Origin of the sequence: Modestobacter sp. Leaf380, assembly GCF_001424485.1 — a bacterium.
In the GTDB taxonomy this organism is placed as follows: Bacteria; Actinomycetota; Actinomycetes; order Mycobacteriales; family Geodermatophilaceae; genus Klenkia.
Genome location: NZ_LMQC01000001.1, coordinates 783,478 through 802,896, shown reverse-complemented (window position 1 = coordinate 802,896; position 19,419 = coordinate 783,478). Strand labels below are relative to the sequence as shown.

The window sequence follows — 19,419 nt, the reverse complement described above, 5'->3', positions numbered from 1 at the left end:
CACCGCGGGGAGGGGGGCGCGCCCGTATCGTATGGGCGCTCCACCCGACGGGGCCCCCGACCCGGGGCCCGCCGACCCAGGGAGACCACCCGTGCGAGCCCCCCGTCTGTCGACCGCCGTGGCGGTCGCCGCCGCCCTCGTGCTCGCCGGCTGCGGCGGCGGGGGGGAGGACGCCACCGCCGGGTCGGCGTCGCCGACGTCGTCCTCGGCCGCCCCGGGCACGGAGGACGCCGAGGCGACGACGGAGCAGCCGACCGCGCAGCCGACCGCACAGCCCACCGGCCCGGTCCTCGAGGTGCCCGCCGAGTTCGGCGGGGTGCAGCTGCCGCTGCCCGAGGGTGCGGTGGTCGGCAGCGAGGAGACGACGGGTGGTGTGTACCGGGTCCAGCTGACCGGGGTGGACGGCCCCACGGCCTTCTCCTTCTACGAGACCGCGCTCCCGGCAGCCGGCTTCACGGTCGGCCTGGCCGACGAGGCCTCCGGCACCCTCGACGCGGAGGACACCGACGGCGTCACGGTCACCCTGTCCGCGGCCTTCGGCCAGGTGTCGCTCGGCGTGCGCACGTGACCCGGTCGCGCGTCGGACCGGTCCTGGCCGCCCTGGCGGCCGGCGCGGTGCTGCTGACCGGCTGCGGGGGTGGGGACGACCCCGCCGCTCCCGCGGCGACGGGTCCCGCGCCGGCCGCCACGCCGTCCTCCGCCGCCCAGACCGGCGGGGACTCCGCCGGGGCCCTCGCGGTCCCCGCGGAGTACGGGCTCCCCGAGCTGACCGTGCCGGCCGACGCCCGGGTCGTGGACTACGAGACCGGTGGCGGCCTGGCCTTCGAGGTGCTCCAGGTCGACCAGACCGAGGTGCTGGACGCCCTGCAGCAGCAGCTGGAGGCCGCGGGCTTCCAGGTCGTGCGCAGCGAAGGCGACGCCGACCTGGCCCTCTCCTCGCTGCAGGCCAGCAAGGAGGGGGCCGGCCGGGTGCAGGTGACCTCCTCGAGCGCGGACGCGCTCACCGTCCTGGTGGACCCGCCGGCATGACCAGGGCCGTCGGGACCGGGCTGACCCGGGTCACCGTCGCGGCGCCGCGGCGTCGGGTCGACGTCGCACTGCCGGACTCCGTGCCGGTCGCCGAGCTCCTGCCCGGGCTGCTGCGCGCGGCCGGCGAGGAGCTGGCCGACGAGGGTCAGGTGCACGGCGGCTGGGTGCTGCGCCGCGCGCAGGGCGGGTCGGTCGACCCGGGCCGTTCCCTGTCGTCCCAGGAGCTGCGCGACGGCGAGGTGCTCCACCTGGTGCCGCGCGAGCAGGACTGGCCCGAGCTGGACTACGACGACGTCGTCGACGCCATCGCCGAGGGTGCCCGGGCGCACAGCCGCAGCTGGGCCGGGCCGGACACCCGTCGCGCGGGGCTGACGGTGGCCGTCGGGGCCGTGCTCGTCGCCCTGGGCCTGGTCTTCTCCACCGGCCCCACCGAGGGCTGGACGGTCCCGGGCCTGGTCTCGCTGGGCATCGGACTGCTGCTCGTCGTGCTGGCGGCCGGCGCGGCACGTGGCTTCGGCGACACCACCACCGGCACCGTCCTGGGGCTGCTCGCGCTGCCGGCGGCGGGACTCGGCGGGCTGGTCGTGGGGTTGGGCGACCTGGGGTTGGACCAGCTCGCGCCGACCCAGGTGCTGGCCGGGGCCGTCGCGCTCCTGGTGGCCGCGGGCGCGGCCTACGCCGGGGTGGGCGACCGCACCCAGTACGGCGTCGGCGGTGTGGTCGTGGGCCTGCTCGGCCTGGTGGGCGGGCTGGTCGCCCAGGCCGACTCCATGGACGCCGTCGACACCGCGGCGGTGCTGGTGGCGCTCGTGCTCGCCCTCACCCCGCTGGTCCCGCTGCTGTCCATCCGGTTGGGCCGCCTCCCGGTCCCGGTGCTGCCCACCACGGCCGAGGAACTGGTCTCGGACCCACCGCCGGTCCCGCGGTCCCGGGTGGAGGCCCGGGTGCGCCGCTCCGACGAGCTCCTGACCGGGATGCTCGGAGGTGGCGCCGTGGTCGCCGTGCTCGCCGCGGTCGTGCTGGTGCTCTCGGCCCGGACGTCGGCCCTGGTGCTGGTCGCCCTGGTCGCGGGGGTGTCCCTGTTGCGCACCCGGCTGTTCCCGGCCCTGCGCCACCGGCTGCCGCTGGCGACGTCCGGCGGACTGTGCCTGGTCCTGCTCGGGCTGGCCTGCCTGGCGCTGGAGCCCGGCCAACGGCTGGCGGTCGCCGTCCCGGTGCTCGTCGCCCTGGGCCTGGTGGGGCTGGCCGCCGGCCGCTCCTACGCCCAGCGCACGCCGGGGCCCTACATCGGGCGGCTGGCCGACGTGTTCGACGTGCTGCTGGTGCTGGCGGTCGTCCCCACCGTGTGCGTCGTCGTCGGGCTGTACGGCTACCTCCGCGGCCTCTACGGCTGACCGGGCGACGACGTGGCGAGCAGGCGTGACCTCTACCAGAGCTACCAGTCCTCGGTCCGCCGCCTGGTGGCCGGCGTCGTGCTCCGCGAGGCCGACCCGGCGCAGTCGCCGCTGCGCCGGATGGGCGGAGCGGTCTTCGGCAGCGTGATGGTCGCGGTGCTGAGCCTCGCGGTCGCCGGCCTGATCGGCGTGTTGTCCCCGGGCGGCAACACCACCTGGCAGGACGCCGGCGCCGTGGTCGTCGAGGAGGGCACCGGTGCGCGCTTCGCGTGGCTCGCCGACGAGGACGGCGTCTACCACCTGCACCCGGTCACCAACCTGGCCACCGCGGCACTGCTGATGGGCACGACCGAGATCGTCGAGGTGTCCCCCGAGTCGCTGGCAGGTGCGCCGCGCGGGGTGCGGCTGGGCATCCCCGGCGCGCCGGACTCCCTGCCGGCCCCCGACCGCCTGCTCGGCGCCCCGTGGACGCTGTGCAGCGCCGCGCCCCTGCCCGGCTCGGGCTCTCTGGTCCCGGACACGGTGCTCGTCGTCGGGCGGTCCGCGGACTCCGGGGACCCGGTCGGCGGCGAGGCCGCGGTGCTGGTCCGGGTCGTGCAGGACGGGTCGTTGCACCTGGTGCTGGGCGGCCGGCAGTACCCGGTGCCGCAGGAGGACGCCGTCCTGGAGGGCCTGAGCCTGCGCGGGGCCAACGAGGTGCAGGTGGGGGCCGCGTGGCTGGACGCGCTGCCCCAGGGGCGGGCCCTCGTCCCCGAGCCGGCCGAGGGCCGCGGGGAGCCCTCCGCCGTGCTGCCCGAGACCCGGGTCGGCGAGGTCCGCTACGTCGACGGCGGCGCCGGGCGGCAGTGGTACCAGGTCACCCGGACGGGGATCCAGGAGATCACCCCGGTGCAGGCGGACCTGCTGCTGGCCGACCCCGCGGTGCGGGACACCGCCTACGCGGGACGGGAGCCCGAGGCCCTGGCGCTGCCCGCGGCCGTGGCCAACTCCCTGGAGCGCACCGTGGCCCCGGAGCCCACCCCGCTGGACCCGCCGGCGCAGGCGCCCTCGGCGGCCGAGGTGGCGGGCCCGGACAGCTCGGTCTGCGCCTCCTTCGACGGTGACTCCGGACTGCCCACGGTCAGCGTGCAGGCCGTGGTGGACGAGGGCGACTCCGTCGTCGACAGCGGGGGGACGACGGCCGACGGCACCGTGCTGGCCGACCGGGTCGTCGTCCAGCCCGGCGCCGGGGCCCTGGTCTCGGCCCGCGGCGCCGACGGCGCGGTCGACGGCACGCTGTACCTGGTCACCGACGAGGGCGTCCGGTACCTGGTCCCCAGCCCCGAGGTGCAGGCGGTGCTGGGTTACGGCGAGGTGCAGCCGGTGGTGCTGCCCAGCTCGCTGGTCGCCCGCGTGCTGGCGGGCCCGGCGCTGGACCAGGACGACGCCCGGCTGCCCGCCGGGCGAGGGTGACGTCCGGGGTGACGGCGGGGTGCCCGGTGTCCGTCGTCCTGGTGAACCGTCCGGTCCGGGGTCGCCAACCGGCGCCGGGCGCGTTAGGTTCGCCGGGCTAAGGGGCGCCACAGGCGTCTGCGGACGACCCGGTCTCGGCCGGGCGACGATGAGAGGTGGGATCGCATGCCCCAGGGCACAACGACCAGCACCACCCAGATGGCGCAGTTCGCCAGCTCGGCCACGGACATCTCCAGCCAGCTGACGGGCATGCTGACCACTCTGCTGAACCAGCTCGCTCCCCTCGAGGCGTACTGGCAGGGTCGCGGGGGTTCGTCCTTCGGCCAGACCAAGGCCACCGTGCAGACCGAGCTGGACCGGCTCAACCGGGCCCTGAACGGGATCGCCTCGGACATCAACACCGCGAGCGCCAACTACTCGACGGCCGATGACGAGCAGCAGTCCCAGATGAGCAACGTCAACAGCGCGACGACGGGCATCACCAGCTCGTTGACCCTGAGCTGAGCGGAGGAGCAGACATGAGTGGTGGAGACGGCGTCTACCAGACCAGCTGGGCCATGCAGACCGAGGCCGCGAGCAGCGTGAGCACCGCCATCGGCACGATGGACTCGCAGCTGAGTGACCTCAACACGCAGGTGAACAACCTCATCGGCACCTGGGACTCCGACGCGCGCGAGGCCTACCTCGCCCGTCAGACCCAGTGGAACGGTGCGGGCGACAGCATCAAGACCGCGCTGCAGCAGTTCGTCACCGGGCTGAACAGCTCGGCGGACACGGCGTCCTCGACCGAGTCGCGCAACGTGGGTGTCGTCAGCGGCTGACCGCCGACGCACGTCGCAGAGCCCCCATCCGCCACGGCGGGTGGGGGCTCTCGTCGTCCCGGGGGGTCAGCGGTAGAGCGCGTCCCCCGACAGGAACTCCGGCGGGTGGTCCGGTCGCACGGGCACCGGCGTGCGCCCGGCCCGCCACCGACGGCGCCGGGCCCGGGGCAGCAGCGCGGCGACCAGCACGGCGACGGCCAGCAGGGCGGCCGCACCGGCCAGCACCAGCCCGGACCGGTCGGCGGCGTCCGCGCGGGCGGTGGCCAGTGTCTCGGCGGCGGGGTCCGGGGGCGGGGTCTGCACGGCGCCGGGCAGCCGCGGCCCGTCCGCGGCGCGGGACTCGGCCAGCGCGCGCACCGGGTCCAGCACCCCGGCCCCGTAGCGCAGCGAGTCGCTGCTGCCGGTGGCCGTGCCGGTGATCCGGTCGCTCAGCGCCGCGACCCGCTCGGAGCCGGTCGCCGGGAGCGGCTCGGCCCGGTCGGCGTCGGGCAGGGCCACGAGCAGTGCCGCGGTGGCCGCCACGAACGCGGTGGCGATCGCGCTGCCCTGGTAGACGTGCTGCCCGCCGATGCCGGTGGACAGCACGTCCTGGCCGGGGGCGAGCAGGTCGACGTAGTCGCCGACCTGCGAGGTCTGCACACGCCCGCCGAAGCGGTCGGCGGCACCCACCCCCAGGACGCCGTCGTAGGCGGCGGGGTACGAGGTGAGACGGGTGGCCCCCGCGCCGTCCCGGTCGCGGTCGTGCGCGTCCCCCACCGGGGCGACCACCAGGACGCCGGCGGTGACCGCCCGGGCCACGGCCGCGGCCAGCTCGGGGTCGTCGGCGTAGCTGACCACGCCCACCGCCACGACCTGGGCCCCCTCGGCGACGGCGGTGTCGATGCCGGCCGCGATGAGCGTGGTCGACACCGGCTCGCCGCCGTTGTCGACGCGGGGCTCGTCGGTCACCTGGACCGGCAGCACCCTCGCCTGCGGCGCGAGGCCGACGAAGCCGGTCTCGGGCACCTCCTGGGCGACGACGACACCGGCCAGCCCGGTGCCGTGCGGGCTGCAGTCCGTCGTCGCGTCCGGGACGCCGCGGACCAGGTCGAACCCGGGGTCCACGCGGTCGGCCAGCTGCGGGTGGGAGGCGTCCACCCCGGTGTCCAGCACCGCGACCGTCACGCCCGCGCCGCGGCTCAGGGGCCACAGGCGTTCCTGCGGGTCGTACCCGGTCTGCGCGCGGGGGACGTCCTCGACCACCTGGTCCACCGGTGGCGGGGTCTCGCAGACCTCGGCCGCCGAGGCCGCCGTCGGCACGGCCAGCACGGCGGCGCCGACCAGCGCGACACACGACAGGGACGCCCACCGGGACATCAGCCCGCACCCCCGATCGTGTGCACCCCGGCCCTCGGCCCCTGCCGTGGACACCTCGGGACAGTATGGTCGGGGCCGCCAGTGCCGCCCGTCCTCCACCCAGGGAGCTGACCGTGGACCCGAGGAACGCCGCTCTGCAGGAGCAGGCCGAGGGCCTGCGCGCGGACTTCCAACGGATGCTGACCGAGGGCCCCGAGGCCGCGGCCCGGGCCCGGCAGATCACGGTCACGCGCAAGTCGCGGGACGGCCTGGTGTCGGTGACGGTGGGACCGCGGGGCGACCTGGTGACCCTGGACATCGACCCGCGGGTCTTCCGTCGTCCCGACAGCCGGGCACTGGCCGACACGATCGTGGAGACCGTGCAGGCTGCCGCGGCCGAGGCCGAGGAGATGGTGGTGGAGACCATGTCCTCGGTCCTGCCGCGCGAGGCCGTGGAGGCCCAGCTCAGCGGGGACCTCGAGGGCTACCTGGACCAGATGACCGACCGCATGACCGGGAGAGGCTGACACCGTGGCAGAAGACAGCGTGTACGTGGACCCGCAGCAGGCGTCCAACGGACTGGCCCAGTGGGACGCCGGTTCGGCTCCGCTCAAGTCGGGGTGGACCGAGACCGTGGCCGCCATCCAGGCGCTGAACACCCCGGCGACCTGGGGGAGTGACGGCCCGGGCGAGGAGTTCGCCGGCGGGTACACCGAGGGCGCCGACCAGTTCCTCACCGTCGGTGGTGAGGTGGTGGACCAGGTGGTGCAGCTCGGGGTGGACTCCCGGACCGCCGTCGAGCGGTCCATCGCCAGCGACGAGGTCCAGGCCGGGCACGTGACCGTGGAGGTCGAGGGACTGCCCTGACGGGCGCGCTCAGTCGTCGAAGACGACTTCGGGCAGGGGCCCGCGCAGGGTCAGCAGCGTGCTGATGGCGGTGTCCACGTCGACCCCGGCTCGGTAGAAGTCGCCACCGGTCGTGGCGAGCACCCAGCCGGCCTCGGCCATCACCAGCTCCGCGTCAGGAGTGCGTCCGATCAGGCAGACGCGCTGGCCGTAGACCTCGGTGAGTGCGTCGACCAGGGTGCCCTGCCAGCGGTGTCCGGGCACCGGTGCCAGCTGGACCGGGGTGCGCAGGGGGGCCTCCAGGACCAGCCCCCCGAACTCGGCGAGCGCGGCCCGGGCCGCTGCGTGGAGCACCAGGGGTGGGTCCAGGTCGGGCACGACGGCCATCTCGGCGGCGAAGGCGTCGAGGACCTCGTCGTCCAGGCGCCGGCCGGGGAACCAGCCGGCGGTCTCCAGCACGGCCTGCACGTAGGGCGGGAAGCGGTCCTCGGGGGTGGACCGGGACCACCGCGACTCGATCTCGGCCAGCGGCCAGGCGGGCCAGGAGTCGACGGTGTCGTCCGCGTTGAGGAGCAGGCGCAGGCCGTCACCGGTCGCGGGGTCGTCGGTGGGCTCCCGGGTGACCCACCCCAGCCAGCCGCCGTCGATCCGGCGGAGCCCGACAGCGGCGCCGCCCCAGCCGTTGTAGGCAGCCCACGAGGTCAACCGTGCCCGTGCGGCGTCGTCCTCGCGCACCCGTCCTCCTCGCATCGGCCCGGTGCGACCGTAGCCGACCCGGCAGGTGGCCACGGCGGCCCCGACACCCGGTCGGGTGACTGCGCGCGCTGGCCCATCCGGCCGACCGGGTGACAGACTCGGCTGGCGGGTCGCGCCGGGGTGTCCGGGCCGGAGACGACGAGCGGGGGTGGCGTGGGGGACGTCGGGAAGGCCTGGGGTGAGTCGTTCCCCGGATGGGCCGACTCCCTGATCTCCTTCCTCGTCGCCGGCCAGAACTGGCCGGAGGGCTCCGAGACCGCGCTCTGGCAGCTGTCCGAGCACTACGGCGAACTGCAGAGCCAGCTCAGTGAGGCCATCGCCGCCGAGAGCGGCGCCGCCGCGACCCTGCTGGCCGGCTGGGACGCCCCCGCCGCACAGGTGTTCCGCCAGATCCAGGACGACCTCCTCGCCGCGCCGGACAAGGGCCTGCAGGTCCTGCTGACCAACGCGAACGCCTACGCCCAGCAGACGGACTCCTTCGCGCGGGAGACGCAGTACTCCAAGATCTCCATCAACGTGGCGTTCTGGATCGCCATCGCGGCCCTCTTCGCCTCCGTGTTGATGGCCTTCTTCACCTTCGGTGCCTCGCTCGGGGCGGCCGGGGGCATCATCGCGGGCCTACGGGCCGCGATCAGCCAGATCATCTCCAAGCTCGTGCAGATCGCCGGACGGCGGTTCGCCACCCAGGCCGCGATGAAGGCCGCAGCCCGCCAGGTCGGCGTCACCGCAGCCCGATCGGTGACGACGGCCGCCGGCCGCCGGGCCCTGGCCACCCACGTGGGCAAGGAGGTGGCCGAGGAGGTCGCCGAAGAGGTCTTCATCGACGCGGTGACCCAGCTGGACCAGTTCCGCCGCGGCACCCGCACCGAGTGGGACGGCAAGAAGACCGCAGCCTCGGCCATGGGCGGTGCGGCCGGCGGTCTGGCCGGGGTGCCGGTCGGCGCGGGTGTGAGCCGGGCGGCGACCGGCTTGAACCGACGCTCGGGTCTGTCCCGTGCCGTGACCCGGACCGACGTCGACGGTGCGCAGCTGCCGGGACTGCGGAACTCGGCGGCGCGTTGGCCCTCGACCGCGGCCCAGGCGGCCGTCACCAACGCGATCATCTCCCCAGCCGCGTCCTACCTGGCCAACGGCACCGTCTACGGGGACTGGACCATGTCGCTGAGCGAGCTGGCCACCTCCATGGCCGGTTCCGCGGCAGCGGGCGTCGGGCGTGCCGGGATGGTCAGCCCGTTCAGCCCCGACGTCGCCGCCGCCGTGGTCAACCCGTCCGCCGCCGTGGCGGGCGCAGCCCAGACGGGACCGGCCCTGGCGCAGGCGCTGGCCGACAACGCCTCACCCCAGGGTGCGGCCGCGCTGCAGGACGCGGGCCTGCTGCCCGGCGGGGCCGCAGCGGCCGGTGGCGCGACGGCGGGGAGCCCTCCGGTCGTCGTGGACGCGTCCGCGGGCGCGGCCCAGGGCCCGGGCACGCCCAGCAGCGGCGGTGCCCCGGCGGCAGCCGGCGCTGGGTCTCCCTCGGGCGCTGGTGCCTCATCGGCCGGCGGTGCTGCTCCAGCCTCGGCTGCCTCCTCCGGCGCTGCCGAGGGTGGGTCCGCGGCCGGGGCGCCGGCCGGGGCGCCTGCCGGGGCTCCTGCGGGGTCGAGCGCCTCGGCGGCTGCCGGCACCGCGGCCGGTACGGGCACCGCTGCGCAGACCGGGTCCGCGCCCGCCTCGGCCGGCGCTGCTTCGACGGGAGCCCCGGCGGCCGCCGGCCCGTCGTCGGCGGCTGGTGCGCCGGCCGGGGCCGCTGCGTCCTCGTCGGGTCCCGCGGCCGGGGCGCCTGCGGCCTCGCCGGGCGCCGGTCCGTCGGTGGCGGGGACGACGGCCCCGTCGGGTGGGACTCCGGCGTCGGCGGGGACTGCGGCCTCGGCGGGGACTGCGGCCTCGACGGGGGCCCCGGCCTCGACGGGGACCACGGCCTCGACCGAGACCACGGCGTCGACGGGGACTGCGGCAGCGTCGGCCGGGACTGCCGAGGTGTCGGCTGGGACCGCGGGCCCGTCGTCGTCCGGGCCTGCGGGCGGCCTGGGCGCCACCGCGTCGGCGGGGACAGCGGCCTCGTCGGGGCCTGCGGCCTCGGCGGGGACCTCTGCGTCGACGGGGGCCACCGCCGCGACCGGGACATCGGGGTCGACGGGGACTGCGGCAGCGTCGGCCGGGACTGCCGGGGTGTCGGCTGGGACCGCGGGCCCGTCGTCGTCCGGGCCTGCGGCCGGCCCGGGCGCCACCGCGTCGGCGGGGACCGCGGCCACGGGCGCACCGGCGACGGGCACCCCGGCTCCTGCCGGCACAGCGCCCGCGTCGCCGACACCGTCGACCGAGGCTGCTCCCACGACCCCGGCCGCACCGGTCTCCGCTGGGACCTCGGCACCCGTGGTCGCTGCCTCGCCCTCGTCGGGGGCCTCGGCCGGAGCCACGGCGACCGCCGCTGCGACGCCCACGCCCGCCTCGGCACCCGTCGGTGCGACGTCCCCCGCGGTGCCGGGGACGTCAGCGGCCGGTGCGCCGGGCGCCACCGCATCGCCGACGTCTGCGACCCCTCCTGCGGCACCGGCCGCACCGGCCTCGCCCGCGACCTCGACGACCTCGGTGACCGGCCCCTCTGCCGGGACACCCACGACGGCTGAGCCCGCGCCGTCGGCCCCCGTGCCGTCGTCCCCCGTGCCGTCGTCCTCCGCGACGTTGGCCCCCGTGCCGTCGTCCTCCGCGACGTCGGCCCCCGTGCCGTCGTCCTCCGCGACGTCGGCCCCCGTCCCGTCGACCTCCGCGCCGTCGTCCTCTGCACCGGCACAGTCGGCTGACACGACGCCGTCGCCCGTGGCTGGGCTCGCGTCCCCGGCCGGTGCGGTGTCGACCACGCCGGTCCCTGCCCCGACCGGGAGCCCGAGCACGGCGACGACAGGCACCACGTCGGCGTCCTCCGTGGCCGGACCGTCGACCGCGTCCCCGGTCCCGCCGGCCGGGTCCCCGACTCCGGCACTGCCGACTCCGGCATCTCCGACTCCGGCATCTCCGACTCCGGCATCCCCTGCCCCCGCACACGCGTCCCCCGCCGCCGGCACGTCGCCGTCCGCGGCCCCCACGGTCCCGACGACCCCGTCGTCGACCGCGCCGGTCCCCGCGTCGACCGTGGCGACCGTGGCGACCGGCACCACGACGCCCGCGGTGGCCCCGGGGGTCGGGGGCAGCACGCCCGCACCCGCCACGAACCGCCCGACTGCGCCGACCCCGACTGCGCCGACCCCGACTGCGCCGACGCCGACCCCGGCAGCGACGCAGTCGGGCCCGGCTGCCCCGGCCTCGACGCCGGCGGCTGCTGCCGTGGCTGCGCCCGCGCAGGCCTCGACTGCGACGCCGCCCGGCACGGCTGCGCCGGCCTCGACTGCTGCGCCCGCGCCGACCTCGACAGCGACGCCGCCGGCCGTGAACGCGCCGCAGACGACGGCGCCGGCTGCCTCGACCTCGACCTCGACGCTGTCGGTCGAGGCTGCGTCGACGGTGAGTCCGTCGTCGCCGTCCGCCCCTGTGGGTCCGTCTTCGGTCCCCGCGTCGTCGACCACGAACCCGGGCGGACCGCCCAGCAGCCCGTTCGAGGCGTCCGGGGCGGTGTCCGGGCTGAGCCCGGCGACGGCCACGGCCCCGCTCGCCGGGTACGCCGGGCTGTCCGGCCCGGGGTGGTCGGCGCCCGGGACGACCAGCTACTCACTGCCCTCCGAGACCGTCGACCTGACCGGCACCACCGCCGCCGAGGTCGCGGCTGACCGCGCCTCGCGGCTGGCCGAGACCACGCAGGACGCCTTCGCCGCGCGGTGGAGTGCGGAGCACCCCGGTGAGCCGGTGTCCAAGAAGCAGCGGTCGAAGGTCCCGGGCACCGCAGGTGCGCTGGTGACCGCCGACGGCCGGGTCTGGACGCACACCAGCATCAAGGGCGGGACCCTGGACAGGGTGCACCCCGTCGTCAGCCGGGTGTACGACGCCGTGCGGACCGGCGGGAGCCCCGCCGTCCACCACGGGCAGTGCGCCGAGGTGGCGCTGCTGTCCGACGCGCTGTGGTCGGCGCAGGACCGAGCCGGGCAGGACGGCATCCCCGAGCTCCCTGGGCCACTCCCCGCTCGCACGGCCTCGGACGCCGAGTGGGCGCCGTTCGAGCAGTGGGCCAACGCCGTCCTGGCCGGTGCCGTCATCACCTCCGTGGACCTCAAGGCCGGGACCACCGTCGAGGGGGAGCGGACCCCGACGCCGTACAAGGAGCCGTGCTCCTCCTGCGCCGCGGCGATCGGCCAGGCGACCACGGGCCCGGACGGTGTGCCGGTCGTCGTCTCCCCGTCGTTGGGCACCGTGCAGGCCACCGACACACCGGCGGGCACTCCCCGGACCCCGCTGCCCGCCGCGCCGGCGGCTGCAGCGCAGGCCGAGGCCGATGCGGCTCTCGCCGAGGCGGGCGCTGCCTACGAGCGGTTCCGTGCCGACGACGGCGACGTCGCGCGCATCGCAGCGACCGTGGGCTGGGCGACGCCAGAGCAGGTGCAGCAGGTCAAGGACCACCTGCTCCGTCCCACCCAGCCGATCGCCCGACCCGACGGGACGCTGGACCACCGCCCCTTCACCCCGCACCCGCTCATCGCCGAGGCCTGGCAGCGGATGTCCGACGGCGAGGTCCGGGCCTCCGACGAGGTCCTGCTGCGGCACGAGCTGACGGAGTCGGACCTGCTCGCCTCCGGCGATGCCGCCAACTACCAGGAGGCCCACACCCGGGCCACGAGTGCCCACGACTGGGTCGCCGCCCTCGCCCGCGAGGGCGTCCACCCCACCCTGACGGAGGGACACGCGCATGGCGCTGCTGGTGCACTGGGAACGCGTGGCGGAGACCCCGACCACGGTCACGTACCGCTTCGGGGCGGACCCGGGCCGGATGGGGGGCTCGACGGTGATCGACAAGGTGAGCGGCCAGCCGCGCGGGACGCTGCTCGGCCAGGCGACGTGGGTGGTGCACGAGGTGGTCCGGGAACGGGCCGCGACGGGGACCTGGCCGGAGACGGGCGTGCTGGTGGCCTGACGGATGGGCCACCGCCGCCGCCTGGGACCGGGGACCGCGGCGCCGCTGTGGTGACGCCCACCCAGGCGGGGGGGCCGGCGTCGGCCCCGGCCACGGGTGTGGTCGAGGTGGAGCTGGTCGACGGCAGCACCGTCACCCCCGCCTACGGGCGGGACCGACTCGACGTGGGGCGCGGCTTCGAGCAGGCGTTGCCCGACCTGCTGCCCGCGGGCACCAGCCCCGCGGACTTCCACGCCCTGCGGACCGCCGAGCTGGCCACCCTGGACCCCGACCAGCGGGAGGTGCTCCGGCAGGTGCGGGACACCCAAGCGGTCTCACCGGGCGATCTCGTTCAGCGGGCCCTGCCCCTGGAGGCCACCCGTGGGTACCTGGGCAATCAGCCGGTCCTCGACGACGAGGGTGCGCTGGTCTTCGACCCGGCCGGTGCCCGTGGGTACACCGCCGCGCTGCGCGACGTCATCGGACTGACCACCCCGGCCGAGGTGGTGGAGGGGCTGCGGCTGGACTACACCGACCGCGGCTACGAGTCCCGCAACGGCCGGCCGCCCTACCGGGCCGACGACGACACCATCGCCGTCCTGCGGTTCCCGGTCGGCGAGGACGCCACGACCCTGCGGACGCCGTACGGTCCGGCCCTCGGCGGCACCGACGTCGACCCGACGCCGTTCACCGGCAACGGCTTCACCGCCAGCCAGGGCCACGCGGTCCCCGAGTACCGCACCGACGAGTTCGTCGTCCTGCCGGACGGGGCCGAGATCTGGTCGGTCGGCCGCGACGGCAGCGAGACCCTGCTCGGCGTCTTCGACGGCGAGGTCTGGACGTCGACCGCCGCGGGTCAGGAGCACGCCGGCCTCACCACCACGGAGGAAGTGCATGACCAGACCGACGCAGCACCCAGCGAGCACGGACACCTGGGCGGAGTGGCAGGGTCGGACCTTCGAGGCGGTGCCCTCCGCCCGGCCGCCGGGATCGGTGAAGCTCTTCAGCCCGGACCGGCCGGACGACCGGTGGACGGCGACCCGGACGGGCCGCTGGAGCAGGGTGGTCCCGGCGGCCGAGGCCGAGCTGTACCGGGTGCGGACGACGTGCCGGTGGCAGGGGGAGCCGTTCAGCGTGGAGGGCTCGACCCCCGGGGGCCGGCTGCAGCTGACCTACCTCGGTCGGGACCACCGTCGAGCGGAGACCCTGGGTCTGACGATGGCCCAGCCGGGCGTGTACGTGACGACGGCGGCGCCCGACGAGGTGACCTCGGTGGAGCAGGTCCGCTCCCCGGTCTGACCGGCCCCGCCGGGCAGACCGACGCGCTCGACGCGCGGACCTCGGACCCGGCGGCACAGCGACCGGCTCCCATCGACTCCGCGTCCGCATCGGACGCCGACGGGTCGGTTGCCGACCTGACCGCCGCGATGGACGCGCTGAGCCTGGACCCGGCAGCGCAGGGGCCCTCTCCCGCGGACGGGTCGGTCGCCGACCTGACCGCCGCGATGGACGCGCTGGCCCTGAACCCGGGCACGGCCCGCCCGGAGGTGGAGCCCGACCGTTACACCGACCCCGGGGACGCCATCCGGCAGGCGCTGCGCCAGGCCCACGCCGCGGACCCCCGGCTCACCTCCTGGGTGTCGCGCGTCAACCCGAACCTGCAGGTCCACCCGGTCGGCAGCGACGCCGCGGCGCAGTGGGCCAACAACTGTGGCGAGTGCTCCCGGCGGGTGGCCGACGCCGTGGGCGGACAGGGCGTGGAACCGGCGTGGGGCGACCCGCGGCGCGGCGAGTACCGGGAGATGTACGACTGGGCGGGGGTCCGTCCGCAGTCCGCGGCCACCGCGCCGGCCCCGGCCCCGGCCGACCCCGCGGCCCCCGTCGTCCCCGCGGACGACACCGCTGCCTTCACCCAGCAGGCCTGGGCCACGATCGCCGACCAGCTCGCCGGTGCCCCGGTGGGCACGGTCGCGGTCCTCGGGGTCGACTGGAACGTCACCGGGTTCGCCCGCGGGGAGGCCGGGGGGCACTGGTTCACCGCGGTCGTGACCGACCAGGGCCTGCAGTGGGTCGACGGGCAGGACGGGACGGTCTCGGGCTGGCCACCGGCGTACACGCATTTGATCTGGCGGGCCGAGGCGATCGTGCGTCGTCCGGGCGCTGCATGGGAGGGGATGGACCTTGCCGCAGGACGAGGAGACGGGACGGGCACTGCCGGGGACGCCGGAGGGAGCCGTGGCAGCGGTGCTTCGGTGGACGGGGGTCGACGACCAGGCGACGGAGGGCCCGTGGCGGGCGCGGCCGTTCCTGGACGCGTGGGCGGTGGTCCGGCCGACGTCACGGCGGGGGGAGCCCCTGCTGCTGGTCCGGGCCGGGAGGGTCCGGCCGGTGCACCTGGCCAGGGAGACCCTGGAGGAGGCGCACGCGAGCCTGGTGGCCGAGCAGGCCTGACCCCGGACGGCGGGGACGCCGTCTCCAGCTTTCCGGGGCAGCAGCTCGCCGAGCTCGCCGTCGACCGGGTCCTGCGCTCGGCCACGGTGCACCGGGCGGCGGGGGTCACCGCCACCGGGCGGGACCGGGAGACCGGCACGCGCGTGTTCACGGCCCCCGGCGTGGCGGAGTTCCGCGTCCGGGTGGAGCGCAGCGGTGAGCTGCCCCCGGGCACCCGGTCGTCCTCCCGCCAGGACGACGGTGGTCCCGCCGGGCCGCTGTTCCGGGTCACCGTGTCCGACACGGTGCCCTCGACGGACGTCGAGCGCACGGTCGCCCGCGAGCTCGCTGCGATCGTCGCCCGGCAGCAGGGGGCCCTCGACGGGCCCCCCGTGCTCACGTCGGGCCCGGCGCAGCAGCTCGGGTCGAGGGCCCCGCAGCTGACCGTCGCGGACCGGACCGGCCTGGCCGAGCTCCGCCTCCTGGCCGACCGCACGCGGTCCAGCGCCCCAGGTGAGAGCCGGCGAGCCACGGAGGGACTGCGGCCGCTGCTGGAGCGCCTCGGTCTGCTCCTCGCCCCGCCGCCGGCCGCCGCCGACACGGCAGCCGGAGCGACGCCGGACGTCTCCAGCACGGCTCCCGCCGTCGTCGCGCAGGGCGAGACCGCCGACGGCATCGAGCTGACCCCCGTGGGCGGCAGCACCCCGGGCCCGGACACGAACCCTGCCGCCTCGACCCCTGCCGCCTCCGCGGACCCGGCGTCGGCAGCCCGGGCCGAGGCTGCCGCGCAGCGGCGCGAGGGCTACGCCGCGCGCTTCCAGTCCCTCCCGGACGACGTCCAGACGCTGGTGTTCGCCCTGAACAACTCCGCGTTGGCCGAGGTGGTCGACAGCGGCGTCAGCCCGCTCCGGCGCTACCTGCTCAAGACCCTCGGCGCCAGCTCCCTGGCCGGGGCAGTGGCCTCGGTCGCCGGCGCCGGTCTCAGCGCTGCGGCAGGCGCACCGCAGGGAGCCGTCGCCGGCGGGGTCGGCGTCGTCACCACCTCCCTGACGGGTGTCTCCACCGCCTGGGCCGAACGGGGCGCGGCGCGGGCCACGGAGCAGCTGGGCACGCGCGTCGACGCCCAGGACCGGGTGCCCGCCGCCGTGCGGCTGCTGCGCGCGCGGTCGGCCGAGACCGCCGCCGCCGGGCGGCGCGCCGATGCCGCGCTCTCCGACGAGGTGCGCCAGCTGCGCACGCGGCTGGACGGCGGCGGCGACGTCGCGGTGCAGGCTGCCGCGCCGGCGCCCCGGACGACGGGTCCCGACGTCCGCCCCGACGCCGCCGACCGGCTCGCAGCAGAGCGCGCGGGGGAGGCCGGCCTGTCCCGGCGGGCCCGCGCCCGGGAGAAGGTGCTGTCGCTGGGCCGCTACCTGGCCAAGCACGCGACCGGCGCGACGATCGCCGCCGGTGTCGGCGTCGGGATCAACGTGGGCATCGCGGCGGCCGTCGGGTGGCCGTTGCTCACCGTCGCCGTCGGGGCCCTGGTCGCCGCCGTCGTGGTCGCGGTGGCGACCGCTCTGGTGGAGCGGTGGACGGCCCAGCGCAAGGCAGCCCGGGAGGACCGCAAGAACGCCGAGCTCGACGCCCGGGCCCAGGCCCTGGAGACCGCGCACGCCCAGCGCCGCACCGCGACGCAGCGCGCCGACCTGGCGCGACTGGCGGGCCTGGAAGCCGACCAGGTGGCAGAGCAGCAGCGACTGCTGGACCCGGCCCGGACGGCGACCGGGGCGGCCGCGCCCTCGGAGCAGGCCGAGTCCACCGAGCCGACGGGGCCCACCGAGGCGGCCGCGCCCGCCCGGGCTGACGCGCCCGGCGTCGCCGGGAGCTGGTTGGACCTGCAGGTGAGGGGCGTCTTCACCGACCTCGCCCGGCGGCGCACCGCCCTGGACACGCGGGAACAGGCCGCGGGCACACCGGCTCGTCCGCCCTCCCAGGAGCGGAAGGCGCTCACCCAGGACCTCGCGGCCGCCGTCGCGGCCCACGACCTGGTCGGCTCGGACCTGCTGACCGGTGCCGACCCCGCCGCCCCGCTGACGACGGAGGACCTGGCGCGCCTGGCGGACACGCCGTGGGTGTCGCGACGGGCCGACCTGCTGCAGGCGGTCACCGCCGAGCTCGACGCGACCGCGGCCGAGCAGCTGCTGGCCGACATCAGCGTGGGCGACCCCCGCCCGGCCGCCACCCCCAGCTGGGCCGAGCACCTGCCCAAGTGGCTGGTCTCGCTGGCGCTCCCGGTCGCTGCGGCCACCGTCGTCGCCGCCGTCGCCGGGCCCGGTGGCCTCATCGCCAGCGCGCTGTCCGCCGTCGCCGTCGTCAGCGTGCCGGCAGCAGCCGCCATCGAGCGTCGCTTCGCCCTGCGCACCGAGGCGGCCAAGGACTCCGACGGTGCCGCGAGCCCGGCGTCGGCGGGTCTGCGACAGGCCCGCGCGGTGCACGACGCCCGCCTGGACCTCGAGGTCGCGCTCGCCCAGGCGCGGGTCGAGGTCCAACAGCTGGTGACCGAGGTCGCCCGGGAGCTCGCAGACCAGCGCGTCGCAGCCGAGGAGGCGGCCACCGCCGGGGCCAGGCAGGAACACCTCGCCCGGGCGCTCGACCGGCTGCGCAGCGCTCCCGAGCCCGGCCGGGCCGACGTCGTCGCGGGCACCACGACCGCCGCTGACCCCGACCGGGCGGCACTCGGCGCTGCGGCTGCCGCGCCGGTGACGGCCCCGGAGGGGGCGACGCGGCAGACCCTGCGGGAGTACCAGGCCCGTTTCGCCGCGCCGGCCGCCACCGCCGGCGCACTGACCGGGGCGGCCGCCGTCGCCACCCTCGCCGCCGGTGGGCTGCCCGCCGGCGGACTGGCGACCTGGGCGGTCGGTGACCGCGCCCTGCTCGGCAGCGCCGTGACATCGAGCGCAGGGCTGCTCCTGGCGCCGGTGGCGGCACTGGCCGAACGGCAGCTGACCGACGACACCCTCGCGCGCACCACCGCGCGGGACGCCCAGATCGGCAACCACTCCGCGCTGCTGCTCGCCGCGGAACACCGGCAGGCATTCGCGGCGTTGGGCGCCGAGACCGTCGAGCTGCAGCGGGCGCTCGACGACCTGGTGGGCGTCCTGCTCGCCCCGCCGGGGACCGGGTCCAGCACCCAGGGCCGACCGTCCCCCGACGACACCGTCGACGGCGCAGGACCACTCCCGGTCGACCCGGCGCAGCCCGACCGGGCCCGGTCGGGCGAGGAGTCGGTGTGGGCCCGGGGACGCGCGATCGCGAACAGCACCGGCTGGGACCGCGAGCCGCACGTCCGCGAGGTCACGGCCCCGGCGGCCCAGCGGGTGGAGGACCGACCGTTCCCGGTGCCCGAGGTCCAGCCGCCGACCCCGACCCCGCCGACCCCGACCCCGCCGACCCCGACCCCGCCGACCCCGACCCCGCCGACTCCGACGCCGCCGACCCCGACCCCGCCGACTCCGACGCCGCCGACCCCGACCCCGCCGACTCCGACGCCGCCGACCCCGACTCCGACGTCGCCCACCCCGGTGACGCCGCCCCCGACCGTCCCCGCCCCGCCGGCGGCCCCCCCGGCCCAGCCGGGGCGCCCCGGTGGGGATCCGACACCGCCCCGGCACCCGTCCGGTCCTCCGCAGACGGGGCTGCCGCGGCCACTTCCGCCCGTGCCGCCGCGAGCGCCGGGGGGACGGCCGGTGCACCCGCCGGCCGGGCCGCCGCACGCCCCCGCCGGACCGGTCTGGGGACCGGCCACCGGGGAGTGCTTCACCGTGGACGTCGAGGGCGACCGGCGGACCGTCAGCGCCCTGGTCTCCCTCGCCGGCCCCCATGGCCGGTCCCTGCGCCTGCTGGTGCGCGTCTCGGTGACCCCGCACGGTCGCCCGGTGGTGCTGCTGGCCGGGCTGGACGGGGTGCCCGACCGCGGCGTCGTCCTGCCGGTGGCGGCCCTGCTGGCCGAGCTGCCGGCCGAGGTCGGGCTGCCGCGCGACTGGCTGCGCCACGCGTTCTGGGGCGTGCTGTGCCCGGCGGGCCCCGAGGAGCCGCACGGTGTGCTGCGTGAGGTCGAGGTGCGCTGGACCGACGACTCACCCGCGCTCACCGGCCGCGAGCGCGTCCTGCCCGAGCACGCGGCAGCGGAGCTCGGGCGCGAGCGCCACCTGGGCCCGGTGGACGACGCGGTCGCCGCACTCACCCGGGACCGGGCGCCCGCCCGCTGAGCGACCCGGTCAGCGGGCCGGAGTCGGGGTGG

The 19,419-nt window shown here is 77.1% G+C and carries 13 protein-coding genes; 9 read left to right on the top strand and 4 right to left on the bottom strand.

Annotated features, from left to right (window positions below; genetic code table 11):
- Nucleotides 1–91: 91 nt before the first annotated feature.
- The 6 genes from ASG41_RS03885 (at nucleotide 92) to ASG41_RS03860 (ending at nucleotide 4,696) form a co-directional block, all read left to right on the top strand.
- A complete protein-coding gene (locus ASG41_RS03885; protein WP_157518943.1) occupies nucleotides 92–568 on the top strand; it encodes a hypothetical protein in 477 nt (158 codons plus the stop codon).
- Nucleotides 565–1,029 (top strand): hypothetical protein, encoded by a 465-nt coding sequence (locus tag ASG41_RS03880; protein WP_056289814.1) that lies wholly within the window; start codon nucleotides 565–567, stop codon nucleotides 1,027–1,029. Before ASG41_RS03885 ends, ASG41_RS03880 begins: the two co-directional genes overlap by 4 nt.
- Nucleotides 1,026–2,423, top strand: coding sequence for a type VII secretion integral membrane protein EccD (eccD, locus tag ASG41_RS03875; RefSeq protein WP_056289811.1), 1,398 nt, complete (start codon nucleotides 1,026–1,028; stop codon nucleotides 2,421–2,423). The genes ASG41_RS03880 and eccD overlap by 4 nt, the downstream gene beginning before the upstream one ends.
- Before the next feature lie 12 nt (nucleotides 2,424–2,435).
- Nucleotides 2,436–3,875 (top strand): type VII secretion protein EccB, encoded by a 1,440-nt coding sequence (gene eccB / locus ASG41_RS03870; RefSeq protein ID WP_056289808.1) that lies wholly within the window; start codon nucleotides 2,436–2,438, stop codon nucleotides 3,873–3,875.
- A gap of 165 nt (nucleotides 3,876–4,040) precedes the next feature.
- Complete coding sequence (locus tag ASG41_RS03865; protein ID WP_056289804.1) at nucleotides 4,041–4,379, top strand: WXG100 family type VII secretion target; 339 nt, start codon at nucleotides 4,041–4,043, stop codon at nucleotides 4,377–4,379.
- 14 nt (nucleotides 4,380–4,393) lie between these two features.
- Nucleotides 4,394–4,696, top strand: a complete 303-nt coding sequence (locus ASG41_RS03860; RefSeq protein ID WP_056289801.1) for a WXG100 family type VII secretion target — start codon at nucleotides 4,394–4,396, stop codon at nucleotides 4,694–4,696.
- 66 nt (nucleotides 4,697–4,762) lie between these two features.
- On the opposite strand, the gene ASG41_RS03855 is transcribed toward ASG41_RS03860, so the two are convergent.
- A complete protein-coding gene (locus ASG41_RS03855) occupies nucleotides 4,763–6,052 on the bottom strand; it encodes a S8 family serine peptidase (RefSeq protein WP_056289798.1) in 1,290 nt (429 codons plus the stop codon).
- A 113-nt stretch (nucleotides 6,053–6,165) separates the two neighbouring features.
- Here ASG41_RS03855 and ASG41_RS03850 point away from each other — a divergent pair, with 113 nt between their 5' ends.
- On the top strand, nucleotides 6,166–6,558 hold the full coding sequence (locus ASG41_RS03850; RefSeq protein WP_056289794.1) for a YbaB/EbfC family nucleoid-associated protein: 393 nt from the start codon (nucleotides 6,166–6,168) through the stop codon (nucleotides 6,556–6,558).
- 4 nt (nucleotides 6,559–6,562) lie between these two features.
- Nucleotides 6,563–6,898 (top strand): hypothetical protein, encoded by a 336-nt coding sequence (locus ASG41_RS03845; protein ID WP_157518941.1) that lies wholly within the window; start codon nucleotides 6,563–6,565, stop codon nucleotides 6,896–6,898.
- A 9-nt stretch (nucleotides 6,899–6,907) separates the two neighbouring features.
- Here ASG41_RS03845 and ASG41_RS03840 read toward each other — a convergent pair whose 3' ends face one another.
- The 3 genes from ASG41_RS03840 to ASG41_RS23910 all read right to left on the bottom strand — a co-directional run bounded on the left by ASG41_RS03840 (nucleotide 6,908) and on the right by ASG41_RS23910 (nucleotide 11,307).
- Complete coding sequence (locus tag ASG41_RS03840) at nucleotides 6,908–7,612, bottom strand: SUKH-3 domain-containing protein (protein ID WP_056289788.1); 705 nt, start codon at nucleotides 7,610–7,612, stop codon at nucleotides 6,908–6,910.
- Nucleotides 7,613–8,088: 476 nt separating this feature from the next.
- Entirely contained in the window at nucleotides 8,089–8,724 is a 636-nt protein-coding gene (locus ASG41_RS23375; protein WP_157518937.1) for a hypothetical protein, read from the bottom strand.
- 48 nt (nucleotides 8,725–8,772) lie between these two features.
- Entirely contained in the window at nucleotides 8,773–11,307 is a 2,535-nt protein-coding gene (locus ASG41_RS23910; protein WP_056289784.1) for a hypothetical protein, read from the bottom strand.
- On the opposite strand from ASG41_RS23910, the gene ASG41_RS03825 reads away from it, so the two are divergent.
- A complete protein-coding gene (locus tag ASG41_RS03825) occupies nucleotides 11,279–19,387 on the top strand; it encodes a toxin glutamine deamidase domain-containing protein (protein ID WP_056289780.1) in 8,109 nt (2,702 codons plus the stop codon). The genes ASG41_RS23910 and ASG41_RS03825 overlap by 29 nt on opposite strands.
- The last annotated feature ends 32 nt before the right edge of the window (nucleotides 19,388–19,419 follow it).

Coding starts and splice junctions, on each gene's coding strand:
- eccD (WP_056289811.1), top strand. CDS start 1,026: ATGACCAGGGCCGTCGGGACCGGGCTGACCCGGGTCACCGTCGCGGCG.
- ASG41_RS03865 (WP_056289804.1), top strand. CDS start 4,041: ATGCCCCAGGGCACAACGACCAGCACCACCCAGATGGCGCAGTTCGCC.
- ASG41_RS03860 (WP_056289801.1), top strand. CDS start 4,394: ATGAGTGGTGGAGACGGCGTCTACCAGACCAGCTGGGCCATGCAGACC.
- ASG41_RS03855 (WP_056289798.1), bottom strand. CDS start 6,052: ATGTCCCGGTGGGCGTCCCTGTCGTGTGTCGCGCTGGTCGGCGCCGCC.